The sequence below is a fragment of the Nitrospira japonica genome, assembly GCF_900169565.1.
In the GTDB taxonomy this organism is placed as follows: Bacteria; Nitrospirota; Nitrospiria; order Nitrospirales; family Nitrospiraceae; genus Nitrospira_C; species Nitrospira_C japonica_A.
On record NZ_LT828648.1, the window covers coordinates 652,396 to 667,443 of the forward strand.

13 protein-coding genes and 1 pseudogene are annotated in these 15,048 nt (G+C 57.8%); 4 read left to right on the top strand and 10 right to left on the bottom strand.

What is annotated here, in order from left to right; translation table 11 throughout:
- Nucleotides 1-9 precede the first annotated feature (9 nt).
- From NSJP_RS03220 to NSJP_RS03235, 4 genes are all read right to left on the bottom strand, one after another.
- Nucleotides 10-1,710 carry an alginate export family protein gene (locus tag NSJP_RS03220; RefSeq protein ID WP_080885494.1) on the bottom strand — a complete coding sequence of 567 codons (1,701 nt, stop codon included), beginning with the start codon at nucleotides 1,708-1,710 and terminating at the stop codon, nucleotides 10-12.
- Nucleotides 1,711-2,089: 379 nt separating this feature from the next.
- On the bottom strand, nucleotides 2,090-2,389 hold the full coding sequence (locus NSJP_RS03225) for a Sec-independent protein translocase subunit TatA/TatB (protein WP_080885495.1): 300 nt from the start codon (nucleotides 2,387-2,389) through the stop codon (nucleotides 2,090-2,092).
- Between the two features lie 109 nt (nucleotides 2,390-2,498).
- Complete coding sequence (gene tatA / locus NSJP_RS19685; RefSeq protein ID WP_080885496.1) at nucleotides 2,499-2,765, bottom strand: twin-arginine translocase TatA/TatE family subunit; 267 nt, start codon at nucleotides 2,763-2,765, stop codon at nucleotides 2,499-2,501.
- 182 nt (nucleotides 2,766-2,947) lie between these two features.
- Nucleotides 2,948-4,369, bottom strand: a complete 1,422-nt coding sequence (locus NSJP_RS03235) for an SAM-dependent methyltransferase (RefSeq protein ID WP_080885497.1) — start codon at nucleotides 4,367-4,369, stop codon at nucleotides 2,948-2,950.
- A gap of 211 nt (nucleotides 4,370-4,580) precedes the next feature.
- Between NSJP_RS03235 and NSJP_RS03240 the strand changes: the two genes are divergently transcribed.
- The 4 genes and pseudogenes from NSJP_RS03240 to NSJP_RS20015 form a co-directional block, all read left to right on the top strand.
- Complete coding sequence (locus NSJP_RS03240) at nucleotides 4,581-5,165, top strand: hypothetical protein (RefSeq protein WP_155969829.1); 585 nt, start codon at nucleotides 4,581-4,583, stop codon at nucleotides 5,163-5,165.
- Nucleotides 5,166-5,413: 248 nt separating this feature from the next.
- Nucleotides 5,414-6,157, top strand: a complete 744-nt coding sequence (locus NSJP_RS03245; RefSeq protein WP_080885499.1) for a glycosyltransferase family 2 protein — start codon at nucleotides 5,414-5,416, stop codon at nucleotides 6,155-6,157.
- Nucleotides 6,158-6,184: 27 nt separating this feature from the next.
- Nucleotides 6,185-6,490, top strand: coding sequence for a lipid-A-disaccharide synthase N-terminal domain-containing protein (locus NSJP_RS03250; protein ID WP_080885500.1), 306 nt, complete (start codon nucleotides 6,185-6,187; stop codon nucleotides 6,488-6,490).
- A 46-nt stretch (nucleotides 6,491-6,536) separates the two neighbouring features.
- Nucleotides 6,537-7,196: pseudogene (locus tag NSJP_RS20015) on the top strand (ArnT family glycosyltransferase); the annotation flags it as partial.
- A gap of 1,092 nt (nucleotides 7,197-8,288) precedes the next feature.
- Here NSJP_RS20015 and NSJP_RS03260 read toward each other — a convergent pair.
- From NSJP_RS03260 to ybeY, 6 genes are all read right to left on the bottom strand, one after another.
- A complete protein-coding gene (locus NSJP_RS03260) occupies nucleotides 8,289-9,386 on the bottom strand; it encodes a phosphatase PAP2 family protein (protein ID WP_080885502.1) in 1,098 nt (365 codons plus the stop codon).
- Between the two features lie 22 nt (nucleotides 9,387-9,408).
- The gene (locus tag NSJP_RS03265; RefSeq protein WP_080885503.1) at nucleotides 9,409-10,533 is read right to left on the bottom strand and encodes a PD40 domain-containing protein; all 1,125 of its coding nucleotides are present in this window, start codon (nucleotides 10,531-10,533) and stop codon (nucleotides 9,409-9,411) included.
- Nucleotides 10,511-12,769 (bottom strand): M1 family metallopeptidase, encoded by a 2,259-nt coding sequence (locus NSJP_RS03270; RefSeq protein ID WP_080885504.1) that lies wholly within the window; start codon nucleotides 12,767-12,769, stop codon nucleotides 10,511-10,513. Before NSJP_RS03270 ends, NSJP_RS03265 begins: the two co-directional genes overlap by 23 nt.
- Before the next feature lie 10 nt (nucleotides 12,770-12,779).
- Nucleotides 12,780-13,565: a response regulator gene (locus tag NSJP_RS03275; RefSeq protein WP_080885505.1), complete on the bottom strand. Its 786-nt coding sequence runs from the start codon at nucleotides 13,563-13,565 to the stop codon at nucleotides 12,780-12,782.
- Nucleotides 13,566-13,661: 96 nt separating this feature from the next.
- Complete coding sequence (gene ftsY, locus NSJP_RS03280; RefSeq protein ID WP_080885506.1) at nucleotides 13,662-14,588, bottom strand: signal recognition particle-docking protein FtsY; 927 nt, start codon at nucleotides 14,586-14,588, stop codon at nucleotides 13,662-13,664.
- A gap of 9 nt (nucleotides 14,589-14,597) precedes the next feature.
- A complete protein-coding gene (gene ybeY, locus NSJP_RS03285) occupies nucleotides 14,598-15,020 on the bottom strand; it encodes an rRNA maturation RNase YbeY (protein ID WP_172834123.1) in 423 nt (140 codons plus the stop codon).
- Nucleotides 15,021-15,048: the final 28 nt, after the last annotated feature.

Genomic DNA, 15,048 nt, shown 5'->3' on the forward strand with positions numbered 1-15,048 from the left:
GATCACCTACTAGAAGTTCATCCAGAGTTGGACATAAGCCCAATCCTGGCCGGTGCTGTTTCCGAGGTTCTCGGCAATGTACCCGCCGGCCCAGAGGTGACCATACGTGGCCTGGAACGCCACCTTGCCGTCGGCAAACATTCTGGTCCAGCTGACGTCCAATTCGTCGCCGATGTGCGTCTTCGTATTACCGTTCTTGGAGAAGACGTACACGCCTTGTGAACCACGATACCAGTTGTCACGTGCATTCGCCAAATTCAGGTTGGTGTACCACACTTCCACGTGGTCGCGGGTCGACGGCCGGAACTGGAGGTTGGCCGAGGGGCTCAACATGTTTTTCCAGGCCTGGACGTCCATGTAACCCATGTGGATGTGGTTTGTCGGGAAGAAGTTCTCGAAGGTGTTGGCCGTGCTGCAGTTCGTGTTGCTTCCTGCAAGAGTACAATTGGACCGGCCATCGCCCGAGGCATAGTCAAAGTTGAGGCCGAGGCGCGGCTTCCAGGCCGACTGATAGTGGGTGTAGCCGACCCAGTTTCTGGTCGCCCACGCATTGATGTGAAGGTTCTTCTGGTTGCCATAGCCGTTCTGAATCGCATTGGCTCCGGTCGCACCCATTTCACCGAACTGCCACGCGATCTCGTTGATGGCGTCGAAGTTGCCCTTCCGCATTTCGATCCGGTTGCCGATCATGTGACGGGTCTGGTTCGAATGCTTGGCAGTTCCGAGACCCTGCGCCCCGTTATCCGCAGAGTTGTAGTTGTTCTTGTAGTACACATAGAACGGCTCGATCAGGAAGCCGGGGATCGACTTCAACTGATTGTAGAAAATGATCATGTCGGCGTCGATATTGGCGCTGCCGTTGTTGAGCGTGCTGCCACCGGGATTGGAAATATTGTTCTGTCCACTTCCCACTGCAGCGGCCTGTCCGATATCGGATTCCGAATTGCGGAACCATCCGAGGTACGAATCGAAACTCTTGGTGCTGTAGCTCATCATGACACCGTCATGGGAGTAGCCGGTGTTCGCCCAGTCGAAGTGTCCGAACAGTGAATGGTTGCCGAAGATGACATATTGCCGACCCGCCTTGATGCTCAACCCCTGGACACCTCCCAGGTTTCTGACCAACATGTAGGCGGCCCGGACACCGAGGCGGCCGTTGTTTCCTCCGCCGCCCGCGACTCCTCCGTTGTGATTCAGCGGGTCGCCGCCGTTACCGGCGTTCGTATTGTTGCCGTTTCCGCCCCAGGTCGCGGAATCGATGATTTCCATGTAGAAATTCACGTCCGGCGAGAGATCGTATCCGATACCTAACCGCACCATTTGCTGGACGAAGAAGTCGTTGGCCTTTCCAGCCGTGCCGTTGGCAGAATTGCCGCCGAACGAGTTACACGCACCGTTGCCCGGGTTGCCGGGCATGGCGTTACCGAAGCAGACGCCGTTTCTCATTTCCGGACGGACACGGACATCGGCGCGCATCCAGAAGTTCTTGATATCGAAGTTTCGGCCGATCGCGGGGTCGTAGATTTCGTAGGCTTCCTTTTGCGGCATCGCACGAGGAATGGCGGGGAGGTTCGTAATCCGTTCGCCTTCCGGTAGCTCGAAACCAGCCTGGGCTGGGACACTCACGAGAGAGATGCCCGCTGCCATAACGGCCGCGCTGAAGAAGGTGGCCACGCCGGCCCACCCTGTCCGACCTAGGATGCTTCTCATAGCGTTCCTCCTGTGAATTGGATAGCAACCAACACCTGACCGACAGTGCCTGGCTGCCGACTTGACATCCAACTGCGTGTCATATCGACAAGTTTCCTTTTCGGTTACTCGCCCGGAAAGCCGTTGTGCCCACGCCTTCCGCTACTACGATTGCAACTCTTGACTGGTACTGTCTCACCAACGCTCTACCCGAGCCAGCAATTTCAAGTTTCCTGAATACGACGCCGTACTCAGCCCCTGCCGTCGTCGGATCAGTTGAGCGGTGGTCACCCCCTTCCCGTAATCCATGTCCCTAGCGCGTCGCTCAGGCGGCGCAAGAACATGGTGTTCCGACTGGTTGGTTTCGGCCGCTATCGTCGTTGGGCCGCATCATTCGTGATCAAGTGTGATTGCCGGTTTCCGTGGATCCGGACGGCTTTTCGACCGGCGTTGTGGCCGCATTGATTTCCTCTTCGGCTTCCTTCATTGAGGCCTGGAAATCCTGTTCGACCATCTTGACCTCCTGCTGAATCATGTTGAGTTCAGGCTCAACCGATTTTCTGAGGTCTTCCGCCGTTTCCTTGAAACCTTTGACTGCCTTGCCGACCTGCCGGCCGACTTCAGGCAGCTGTTTGGGGCCGAACAGTAAGAAGGCGATGACCAGAATAATGAGTATTTCGCCGGCACCCAGCCCAAACATGCTTGGTCATGCGTAAGACGCGGCGCGTCCCGCGGGAAGCAACAGAGGGAAGCGTCGGTTTCCTCTTGGCGCTTCGCGCTTCACGCTCACGCTTCGCATCTCCTCTTCGTTATCCTTGTTTCACTTGCTGCCCCTGCTGTGCCGGAGCATCAGCCGAGGGCGTCGATTGATTTTGCGTGACTTGCTGTTGTGCAGGCGGTGGGGCATCGGGGGGTGGCGTGACGTCGATGGCATCCGCCTCATTCACGCTTTTCTTGAACCCTTTGATCGCTTTTCCAAGACCTTCGCCGAGTTGTGGAATTTTGCCGGCCCCGAAAATGATCAAGACGATGATCAGAATCAGGAGCAATTCCATCCAGCCGAACGATCCAAACATCCTGGTACTCGCTTTCCTCTTCGCCTCACGGCTCCTGGGAAAAGCCGAGGGGCTCCAACGGGGCACAAAACGCGGGAAACGACCGGCGAACGGCGAGGAGGCTATAGTAGAATTACAGATTAGTCAAGTTTAATTTGAGGGCTTCGGTCATTGCGAGGCGGGAACGACGGCGGCGAGAAAAATCAGCGACGCATCGACAGGTGAAAATAATCCACCGGACTCGGCGGGGCCGTGAGCGCGATGAGAAACGAGTGAGGATCGTAGCCGATTTCTTCGAGATTTCTTGAAGCGGCGGTCAGTTCTTCTTCCGTCAGATAGGCGACCGTATCCGGGACACCGGTCGCTTTCAAGCCATCGGCCATCGCCTGCAGAGCGTCGCGCTCGGCCGCAGGGGTGTCCGCCCTGAGCGAAAATTCCATCTTCCTTTCGTACGGGCTCTCGTACACTTCATCGAAGGCTCTGATCGTCCTCAACAGCAACCGATCCTGTTCCCAGGGTTCCATCCTTGTACCGGCCAACGGATGGGTCGCCAAAAGATCCATGAGGGTCAGAACGTTGGTTCCCAGGCTGCGTCCGATGAACTCACGCTGGCTTTCGACGGCGACCCGCCCCGCCTTCAATTGTTTGGCGACGGCTTCCACAAGCGGGAAATTCACCATGTAACTCTGCTGACCCCCAAACTGGCCGGAACAGGGCTTGTCGGGATCGTTGAGCACCTTCAGGTCCGTACTTCCGGCATCAAAGCTGCTGAACCCCGCCGCGTCGGGAGCCAAGAGGCGTGTGGCTTCTTTCAAGGTCACAAAGGCGCCGATATTGACCGGGACGACGATCTGCTCATCGAAACGCCGGAGGAATTCCGTGATAGTTTTCCGATAGGGCACATCTTTCCAATCAACGGTCCGATACTCCCGTTCCCACACGAGATCATCGAAAAACGGGGGGAACCGCCTGAGTGTCTCCACATCCTTTGCATCAAACGCCCGCACAAACGCGGCCCAATCGTCGATCTTGGCATGAAGCGTATCGCTCAGGTTGGGACGCAGGAATTCTTCTTCCATGTCCCCGCCTTGCCGGCACATCAACTTGGCGGGCAAATCATTCCAGAGTTCGTTACAGATGATCCGATCCACCGTGCCGTCGGCAATGTCGGAGATCCGGTCGACGGTCGTACAAAGCGGCTCGATCCGGTCGCGATGCTGGACCAAGGAGGGAGACGCGACCGCCCTGTCCAGGAGAGACGGCTCCCAGTCCACCATCACATAACGGATCCGTGGATAAACCTGCCCTTGGTTGTCGAGCGTTCGGAGATGCGACAGGAAACAGGCCGCCAAGTTCCCGTTGCCGGGCCCCCACTCCATGACGGTCAGGGGGGACGAGTCCTTCCCGGCACTTGACGGTGACGCATCCCGTTTCACGACCCGCTCAAAATAATCACTGGCAAGGGCATGAGCCAGGCGGTAGTCGGCCGAGGCAAAGGTTTGATAGTAGTTCCGGATGAAGTCACTCCGGAACTTATAGAAGAGGTGATTGATGTGAACTTGCCATTGATCGACCGGCTTATAGTCACCGATCAACTGAGGAAGCGCATCTGCGTCTTGCAACATCGGCACACCCACATGAGGACAATGTTTTCAGAAATCGCGACGCGCGGCACCCTGATCGTCGTGGAACGAGCGTGGCACGGCGCAGTCCGAAATCTTAGCAGATGGCCTGAAACCGCCGCAATGGGTGGACGTTCCTCTGGCAGATCCGTCGAGGATTTCCAACCTGCCTGCCCAACTTGACAGTCTCCACCGGCCGGTGTACGAAATCATCATGCGCGCAGCAACTCGGTATCGTTCTGTCTTGCCGAGAAAATTTTTGGCCGGCGTCTTGCTGTGTCTTCCGACCCTATCGCCGGCGCTCGGAGAAGACATCCCGCTCACAAAGAATTCATCGATTTCCGAATTTCAGAACCGATCCGAGGACACCAGGCCGTATGACTTTGATGCTCCGCCGAAAGGCATGTTCAGAGACATCACCATGGCCGAAGGATTCGACGAGGAGATCGGAATCCACAGGACTCATGAAATCGTGCCGGTCAAACCTACGGACCATTTCACCGCCGAGTCGACGGGCATTTTCATCGTTTTTCAGCTGCACCAGCATTATCAAGCCTTTCAAATCTTCGGCCGGTGTTTTCCGGAGACCGTTGCAGGATTGAATCCCGACACGATGATCGGGCAAGACGCCATGTATATCGCACTCGAAGATGAGTCAGGATACCTTCGGCTTACCCCGCCGACCGGCGGGTGGAGACCCGGCCGCTACAAGGTTGAGATTCACGCCGGGGAGCAAGTCAACGAAATGTCCTTGATGGGCACCATGCGATTTACGGTCGTAGCGGACCTCAAGCCGTAACAACGGCGCGTGCGCCCGCCGCCTGTGTTCATCAGGACATCTCCCGAACTCTCCGTCGCGCCGATCTCGTGACCGGCGGCCCGCCCCTTCTGATCGTCACCCGGCTTTCACGCTGTCTCCTTCGCGATTTCTTCTATTCGAATTGGGTAACCGATTGCCTCCGTGCGGTTTGACGGTCTACGGAGCATTCTGTAGAATGTTGCCGTGATCGCGCTGTTCGCCATGTGTGTGCCGGCGTTCCACTCTACATGAGTGCCCCTCTTCCATGGGCTTCAGTCCTCGTCCCGGTCAAGGACGAGGTCGAGAACCTCACGCCCTTGACGGACGGGCTTCTCAAGGTCATGCATTCGCATCCTCTTTCACAGAGTCGGCCCTTCGAAATCATCTATATCGACGACGGGAGCACGGACGGAAGCAGCGAGCTCCTCGACCGATTGGCCGCCGAACACCGGGAAGTACGGACCTTCCATTTTGACCGCAATCATGGGAAAACCGCGGCTCTCGATGCGGCGTTCAAACAGTCATCAGGAGACATCATCGTTCATATCGACGCCGACCTCCAACAAGACAACGAGGATATCCTGTCGATGCTGCCGCTCACGGAACGGTATGATGTCGTATGCGGATGGAGGAAAGACCGTCAGGACAATCTCGTGCGGAAGCTTTCCTCCCGCATCGCCAACTTCATCAGAAATATTTTTACCCGCGACGGCATTCACGATACGGGTTGTCCCTTAAAGATCTTCCGCCGGCCCGTTTGTGAGAAGCTGTGCCTGTTTGAAGGCTTGCACCGCTTCTTTCCGGCACTGGCTCTCATGCACGGATTTACTATTACGGAAGTTCCGGTTCGGCATTATCCGCGCCTCCATGGAGTGTCAAAGTTCGGAGTCGGGAATCGGCTGTTCAAGAGCCTCTATGACTTGATTGCAGTCCGGTGGATGCACAGTCGCGTATTGCGATACCGCTTTCGCTCATCCCCGGTCACCAAGTAACCACACGGTTGCCATTTGTCGCTTGCCATGTCCAACGCCGAGGTCATCTGGATTGCAATCGGGTTCCTAGGCCAGGGCCTATTCTTCGGCCGGTGGGTCGTTCAGTGGATCGCTTCGGAGCGGACCGCGAAAAGTCAGGTCCCGATTGCGTTCTGGTACATGAGTCTCATCGGGGGGATGATTACTCTCGCCTATGCCATCTATCGAAAGGATCCCGTGTTCATCGCCGGTCAAGGCGTGGGATCGGTGGTCTATGTCAGAAATCTTATGTTGATTCATCGATCCAGCCAGGATCAAACCGCACAACACCCGTCCTCGGTCGGTAATTCCTGATCAACCCGTGTCACAGCACGAAGACTCTTCCGCAGAACCGATCCCGATGGCCAAACACCTGGTGAACCTTGCCCTCCTGTTGGCACTGGCGGGAATCCTTCTCTTCGTGGGGCTGGGTTCGATCGGCCTCACGGACCGGGACGAGGGTCGCAACGCGGAAGCCGGGCGGGAGATGCTGGAGACCGGTGATTGGATCACGCCGACGTTTAACTACGAACCTCGCTTCTATAAGCCGGCGCTCGTCTACTGGCTGATGAGCGGCTCATATTCCCTCTTTGGGGTCAACGAATTCGCCGCCAGGTTTCATTCCGCGCTGTTCGGCATCGCGCTCATTCTGGTCCAATACTGGTTCTCCGTATGCTGGCAAGCACCCAACATCGGACTCTTCAGCGCCCTCATGTTGCTGCTCAACATTGAGATGATCGGTTTAAACCGCATGGCCTTGACCGACAGCGTCTTGGTGTTCTTTACCACCACGGCTCAATTCGCATTCTGGGCCGGCCTTCACGGGACTGGGCGCCGATCTTGGATGTGGTGGTTCTATGCCGCGATGGGCATTGCGACGCTGGCCAAAGGGCCGGTGGGCTTTATCATTCCCCTCGTCACCATGACCCTCTATCTCACGTTCACGCGGCGGTGGGGGCAATTCTGGCGCGAGGGCCATCCTCTGCTCGGCACGGGCCTGTTCGTCCTTGTCACGCTTCCTTGGTACGGCACCATGTTGGCCATTCACGGCTCAGCGTACGTCACGATCGCCAAGGCCCAGACGGTGGGTCGCTTCATGGCCCCCATGGAGGGCCATGGCTTCGGTTTACTTTTCTATGTACCGGTGGTGCTGTTGGGATTCTTCCCCTGGAGCGCGCTTTTACCGATGTCGATGTACGGATGCCTCAAGGCATGGAAGGCGGCGCGCAGGACGGGAGCGTCCGCTCCACCGCCGGCGACCGCCGGCGCCGGAACCGCGTCTACTGAACTCGAGTTGTTCGCCAGCCTCTGGGTGATCGGGTCGTTTGTGTTCTTCACGCTCTCCTCGACAAAACTGCAACACTACATCGCACCCCTCTTCCCCGCGGCGGCGCTGCTGACTGCGACCTATTGGCACCGCAGCTTGGTCGACCCGGCCACCAAAGGGGTGCGCGCGGCAATTCACGTGATGATGGGTTTGGGCTTTCTGCTGGCGCTGGGCCTCTCCTCGATTCCGTGGATCTATTCCCGTTTCTCCGACAAGTTGCTGAAAGAGTTCCCCTCAGCGGGGCTTCTTGATCCCAGCGCCTGGGACGCCGGCCCCTATGCCGCCGCGCTGGTCTTGCTGATCGGAATGGCGATGGTGGGCTATTGGGGTCTGAACGAACAACGTCGTGCCGGAGCATTCTGGGCGGCAGGAGGGACGTTGGCCCTCGTGGTATTGATCACCATCAGACTCAGCCTCCCGCTCATGAACCACTATTTCGTCTCACCTCCGCAGGAACTCGCTTATGCCGCGGGGGTCAATTTGCAGCCGTCCGACCATTTTGTCGTCTATGGGTCCACCAGACCTTCGACTATCTTCTATGCGAGGCGACAGGCCGTGTTCATTCCCTTCGGCGAAGAAGAGACGATCCGCCTCACGTTGGCCAAGCCGGACCGAACCATGGTCTTGCTGCCGGAACGCTTTCGATCCAACCTTCCCAAAGAAGCAGATCAATTGGTCCCCCTTTTACGGCGTCACGGCTATGTCCTGCTGGCCAATCAACCGATGGTGACCATTCCTGAAGGAACAGCGCCCCCGCCCGCCCGTCTTTCTCCCCATTAAGAAGCCTTACGACAGCGGCAACAGCCCTCTCATCGCCTGACTCGCCCACAGTCCAAGAATGACGAGGAGACAAAAGACCGCGTCTTGAGCCCCCACCCGATCACCGGCCCTGTCGCCAGTCACAGACAGTGAATCGACATCCCTGGGGCGGATCCAAGCAGCCATGCAGACACACAGCGCCGCCGCCGCCATCAAGGCGGATCCGGTGGCCATGACCACTCCCATTCCCGCCAGCTCTTTACACGTCTGCTTCGAAAGATGTCGGATCGGCATCAGTCCGAGGGCGAGCCATCCATAACCGATCAGTGAGAGTATCGTCACAAAAAATCCGGCAAGCACCAGTTGCGATCCGGCCCATTGCACCGGCGAAGCATGGCCAGCCACCCATATCGCAGCCGACACCCCGACGCAGACGGGTGCCAGGGAAGCCAGCCCGCATCCGAGTGACAATCGCCAACGACGCCAGGGATGGCCTGATACCACACCAACCAACCAACCGAGCGCCGCACCGCCCACCGTGTCGGTGAGAAAATGCGAACCGCGAAGAATTCGGCTCGCGGCAATGGCCACCGCCATTCCGATGAAAATCCACCGCCCCTTGGGGAACCTGATGGCAAGAACAGCGGCAATCGCCATCGCCAGCATGGCGTGTCCGGACGGAAACGAATCCCATCCACTGCCGCCGAAGGGAGAAAGATCGACCGCGCCGGTATGGATGAACTTCGGACGGGGTCTGCCAACCACATGTTTGAGCAGGTTGCTCAACACCGCGACAATGCCGTGAGCCGCCAGGGTCTGCCACCCCGCGAGCTTCACGTCCGCACGTTTCAGCCAGACGCCGGCCAGCAAGAGCAGCAGGCTGAGCGCTATCATGCAGTCACCCTTGCCGATCCGATCACCGATGTCACTGAAATACGCCAACCAGAGGTTCGGAAGATACCCCACGGGGTGATACAACGACCTCACAAACTTTGTCAGCGGAATGTCGAGTTCGAGCAAATTCAGGATGGCCAGCACAACAGCCGCACATGAGCAGGCTGCGGATGCGAGAACAAATCCGGTCGAATCGGCAGCCGATGGTCTTGCCGACGTGTCCGCCGTCACACCATGCCTCGTCGCCGGCTCGTCAGGGCACCCATTCCGCCAAGTATACGTTGAATTCTCCCGGCTGCTTGGCGTGACGGTCTGATACCCAGACCAAGCGTTTTCCGTCGGGAGAGAACATGGGAAAACTGTTGAACTGCCCTTCGAACGTCAACCGCTCCAATCCTGTTCCGTCATCACCAACCAGGTACAGATGAAAACTCGGCCTGCCTCCGTCCCCTCGTGTCTCCACGTTCGAGGAAAAGATAATGCGTTTGCCGTCCGGATGGAAGAACGGGGAAAAGTTGGAAGCACCGTTGGACGTGACCTGTTGCTTTCCGCTTCCGTCGGCGTTCATTACCGCGATTTCGAGTTGTCCGGGCTCGACCAACCGTTGATCAAGCAGTTCTTTGTACCGGGCCACCTCAGCCGGTTCCGTCGGATGTGACGCACGGTAGACGATCCGTTTGCTGTCCGGAGAAAAGAACGCTCCGCCGTCATATCCCACTTCATCCGTCAATCGGCGAGGTTTGGTCCCGTCGAGGTTCATGGCGTACAGATCAAGATCCCCGTCCCTCACTGAGGTCCAGACGATGGTCTTGCCGTCCGGGGACACGGTTGCCTCTGCATCGTAGCCAGGCGAGGTCGTCAGCCGCTGCATCTCCTGGCCGTCGATGCGGACCGCGTACAGATCGTAATCATCCAGCGCCCACCGATACGCTCCGTCGCGCTTCGGCTTGGCCGGGCAATTCGGACCGGAGGCATGCGTGGAAGAAAAGAGGACCCTGCGATCGCCAGGGAAAAAGTACCCGCAGGTCGTTGCGCCGGTACCCGTGCTCACCAACCGGATCGTCTGACTCTCCAGATCCATGACGTACATCTGATAACAGTTCAGCCCGGCTTCCGCCGGACGCAAGGTCGCGGCAAATGATTCCCGGGTCCAATTATTTGTGGACTGGAAGATCAGTTTCGTGCCGTCGAACGAAAAATAGGCCTCGGCATTTTGGCGTCCGAACGTCAGCTGTCTGATGTTTTTGAGATGTCGCTCCGCTCCCGCTGGACTGTGTTTCAGCTCGGAGGGCTTCCGCTCCTGAGCGGCACTCGTGAGGCCACAGGAAATGAGAATCAGCACGGTCGCTACGCCGCTACCGAATGACAGGTACCGCATCAATCGCCACCTCCATTTGCTCGCCAGCCTCGCGCTCGCCCGGCCATTCTCCTCGCGAGACGACTGATCCGTTCTTGAACACCACAACGCTGTTCCAACCATAGAAAAACAGCAGCCGAGAGACCGAGGCCGCTGCCTCGGGAGTTGCCGAATAGAAGAGAGAAAGAACGCTGCCCGGCCGGTCAGCGCGATGGCATGTGGCGATGACCGCCGTTCCCGGCCCATCATAGTCGCTCCCTTCTATCGCAATCCCCGACTCGGTCAGACGGACTCGTGTTCCGCAATGCGTCGCTAACAACGGTTGGATAATCTCTCGCTTCCCGTCATGACCCAAAAGCAACACCGACCCCTCGGGCGGAATCTGCGCGGCCTCCGCGTTCGGAATGATTGCGGCGCGATCAGAGATTCCCTTGCGACCTTCCTGAGCCTCGATGCGCGCCACCAGTTCTCGATACGGGTGAGAGGGCGGAATGGAACCGGCGAGCATGACCGTCCGGCGTATGTCGGTGACATAGTGATTCAACGTGGGCGGCAGGGACTGCCGCGGGATCCTCCGAATCAGCAAAGAGTCCGGATCAAGACGCACGTCCACAGGACGATTCGGCAATCGAACAGTGGCGGAGTGGGCCGCATCCGTCATGTGCACCGTAAGCGGATGTTCCAGCCCATTATCCATTCGAACCCGAATCTGGACGGGAAACCTGAACAAAGGCTCGGCTTGGGTGATGCCGATATCAAGGTCAAATGCGGCACCGCCGTCGACTGGCCGTGCGACTGCCCGACTGAGAGAGGGCGCCGGCACACCCCCACGTTCAATCCATTGCCGAAAAAACCAGCCGAGGTCACGGCCGCTGGTTTCATTGAAGACGAGCAGTAGATCGTGCCATTCCGCGTGCCGCCCCAGATAGTTTGAAATCAGGGTCTGTACCCCCTTCCAAAATGCCTGATCTCCGACCTCTTGTCGTAAAAGATGGAACGCCATCGCGGTCTTTTGGTATCCGATCGCGTTGTCGCGCTCGTCATGCTTCTGCATGAACCGGCCCACAGGATAGTCGCGATCGGGCGGCACGTGCAGATTATACGACCGGACGAACAGACGCCGCTGATCACGAGCCTGGAACGATTCGCTCGTCAGTTCGTACCAATAGTAATTGGCCACATAGGTGGTCAGTCCCTCAACCCAGTTCCCCGTGTCCGTTCGGTTGAACACACCGTTGCCGATCCAAGAATGAACGATCTCATGACCAAGGGCATAGGGCTGGACATAGTGCCGCTTGATAATGGCGCTGCCGAGCAGGGTGAATGAGGGCATGCCCAAACCGCTCGCGAAGAAATTCTCGACGACGGCAAACGTCTCAAAGGGATAGGGCCCCAGCACTCCGACATACGCATCCAGATACCGGCTGGTGGCGTCCAGATATTCGTCCGCAAGATGCGCGTCTTCGGGAAATAGGTAGGTTGCCAGCCTCACGGGTTGGCCACTCGTTGCGACCCAAGAGCGCTCTTTGACGACGAATCGATTGGCGACGAGCGTCAGGGCTTCGCTTGGCCTGGTCGGATCGCACTCTATCAGCGCCATGTCCGACTGACGGCATTGATCCGGCGAGCAGGCAGTCGTCCGGCGCACTGCCGCTTGCGTGACGGCCGTCCAACTCTTTGGCAATGCGACACGAAGCGCGTACGAACTCAGAGACCCCTGACTATCCGGGTACCATTGGCTCTCACTGCTGAGATAGACACCTTCAGGCCCGATATGGCCGGCCGTCTCGCTCGGGGTCACAAAACGCAGGTGGCGCGGCTCCCTCGGCGGATCGTTGACGACGCCCTGATAGGTGATCACAAGTGTCGTGGTCGCATTCTCGCCCATGCCGTCGGGCAACGGAATGACCACTTGCTGGGACTGTGGCGCGGCCACGTCGCGTTCAATTGTGAATGGGAGCGCCCGATCGAGTCCATGCCCCGTCGAATCATCCGATCCCTCGGCAACGCGCTGGACGACGAGCGTCGAGGCCAATGACAAACGAACCACGGCTTGTTTTCCAGGACGGACAAGCGTGATGCGGTCTCGACCGATCAGTTCGTGGCTTTCCGGGTAGAGTTGCACGAACAGATCATGGCGCTGAACACTTGTCACCTGAGACGGATGGAGGGGTTCTTCGCACAGACTGCGTTCTGCTTGGAAAATCGTTGCGGCGAGAAGAGCGAGCGCGAAAAGGAGCGCCTTGCCAGTGAGCATTCGGGAGGTTTTAGCATTCGCGGCAGACAAGCACAAGCTGGATGACCGAAAGCATTCTCTCAAGATCAACCGGTTTGGTGAGAACCTCCTGTGGATGGAGCGACCATGCTTCTTCGAGAACTTCCTCGTCGTGACTGCCGGTAATGATAATGACGGCGCCGCCGAATTCCTTCTGGCGAAGCCGACGCATCATTTCAACGCCGCTCATTCCTGGCAGGAACAGATCGAGCAAGATCAAATCAGGAGGAGCTTGGTCGACCATCGAGAGGGCGGCTGTCGCACTCTTTACTCCGAGAGCCCGATATCCTCGAAGGCTCAAGAACTGCACCAGCAATTCCCTCACTAGCTGCTCATCGTCGACGACCAACACCGTTTCGCCGATATCGGTTGCTGTGCCTGCCGACGGAACAAGCGAACTATCCGAAACCGACTTCATGGGCTGCTGCACGACGCGATTGACGCCTTCGACGAGAACGTCCAATGAGAGACCCTTGCGCAAGAAGTCCGTGACGCGCAGCGATCGAGCCTGATTTTCCTGGATTTCCGTCGCACCTCCTCCAAGAATAATGACGGGTGCCTGCGGATCCATGGCCCGGATCTCCTTCAAGGTCATGAGCCCATCCATGCCGGGCATCCGCAGATCCAAAATGGTGACTCGTGGTCCGTGTTCACGAAAAAGGGCCAGCCCCTCTATGCCGTTGGTCGCCGTATGGACTTCATACCCGTGACGGGCAAAGACAGCCTGAAGGAGATCACAGTTCATACGATCGTCGTCGATGATCAGAAGCTTGACCATGTGCCGGGCCCCTCAGCAAGTGTAGAGCGACTGCTACCTATACGAGCGTACCATCAGCCTGTGACGTCCAAAAGCAAATGATGGAATCTGGGCGGGCTACTGAGGCGTGCCGATAAGCGCATCCACAAAGGGCTCCGGGTGGAAATCCTGAAGGTCCTCCGCCGACTCACCGACTCCGATCAGCCGAACCGGCAACTTCAGTTCGTCGGCGATGGCGACGACGATTCCCCCGCGAGCCGTGCCGTCTAATTTGGTTAACACAAGGCCGGTGATTCCGACTGCCTGATTGAACTGGCGGGCCTGGACAAGAGCATTCTGCCCAACCGTCGCATCGATCACTAACAGCACCTCCTGGGGGGCTTCCGGCATGCCCTGTTTCAATACACGGCTGATCTTCCTCAGCTCATCCATGAGATTCGATTTCGTATGAAGACGGCCGGCGGTGTCGATCAGAACGACATCTGCATTGCGTGCCTTAGCGGCCATCAAACCATCGAATGCCACGGCCGCCGGGTCCGCACCGTGACGATGACTGACGAACTCGGCGCCGATGCGGTCTGACCAGACCTTCAGCTGATCGATAGCGGCAGCGCGAAACGTATCGGCCGCGACCAGAACAGGTTTCAAGCCTCCATTGACGAGCCGTTGCGCGATCTTGGCCAGTGTCGTGGTCTTGCCTACTCCATTCACGCCCACGGCTAAAATGACGAATGGCTTGCTTCCCCGGGTAATGAGATCGTCGAGCGTGGGACCTGTCGCAGGAGCGAGTGCCTGCAGCAAGGTCTGCTTCAAGACGGTCTGAACCGTGTGGCTTTGGGACGCGTTCGTGCCGAGAAGTCCCTGCCTGAGATGATCCATGGTGCGGGTCACGACCGGCGAGCCCAGATCAGAAAGGATTAATGCCGTCTCCAACTCTTCAAGCAATGCCGGATCTGCCGACCGCCTCAAGAGCTTGTCCAGTGAACCGCGAACAGCCGAGCGGGTACGAGTTAGTCCTTTATTGAGTCGTTGAATCCATCCCATAGGTCACTCTCAGCGCTTGCTTGCCAATTTGATGAAAGAGGGGAACACGCCCACTTGCTGCAGAAGAATGCGTTCCCGCCAGCGCATGCGCCTCGCTTCTTTCTCACTCGCTTCGTGATCATATCCGCACAGGTGCAGAATCCCGTGAATGAGCAAAACGGCCATTTCCTCCCCCAGAGATCTGCTTGCTGCACGTGCCTGTCGAATCGCGGTCGGCATGGCAATGACCACATCGCCGAGCGGTGAGGCATTCATGCGCATACGAATGGGAAGATGGGCGTCCCTGAACGCAAATGCCAGTACGTCCGTGGTTCTGTCTTTATGCCGGTACTGGCGATTCAATCGGCGCATCCTTTGATCGCCGACGAATGTCACGCTCATGTCAGAATCCTGCTCGCCCACGGCCGATAAAATTGCCAAGGCGAATTTCACGACCGAGACTGGATTCACCTTTGGGATC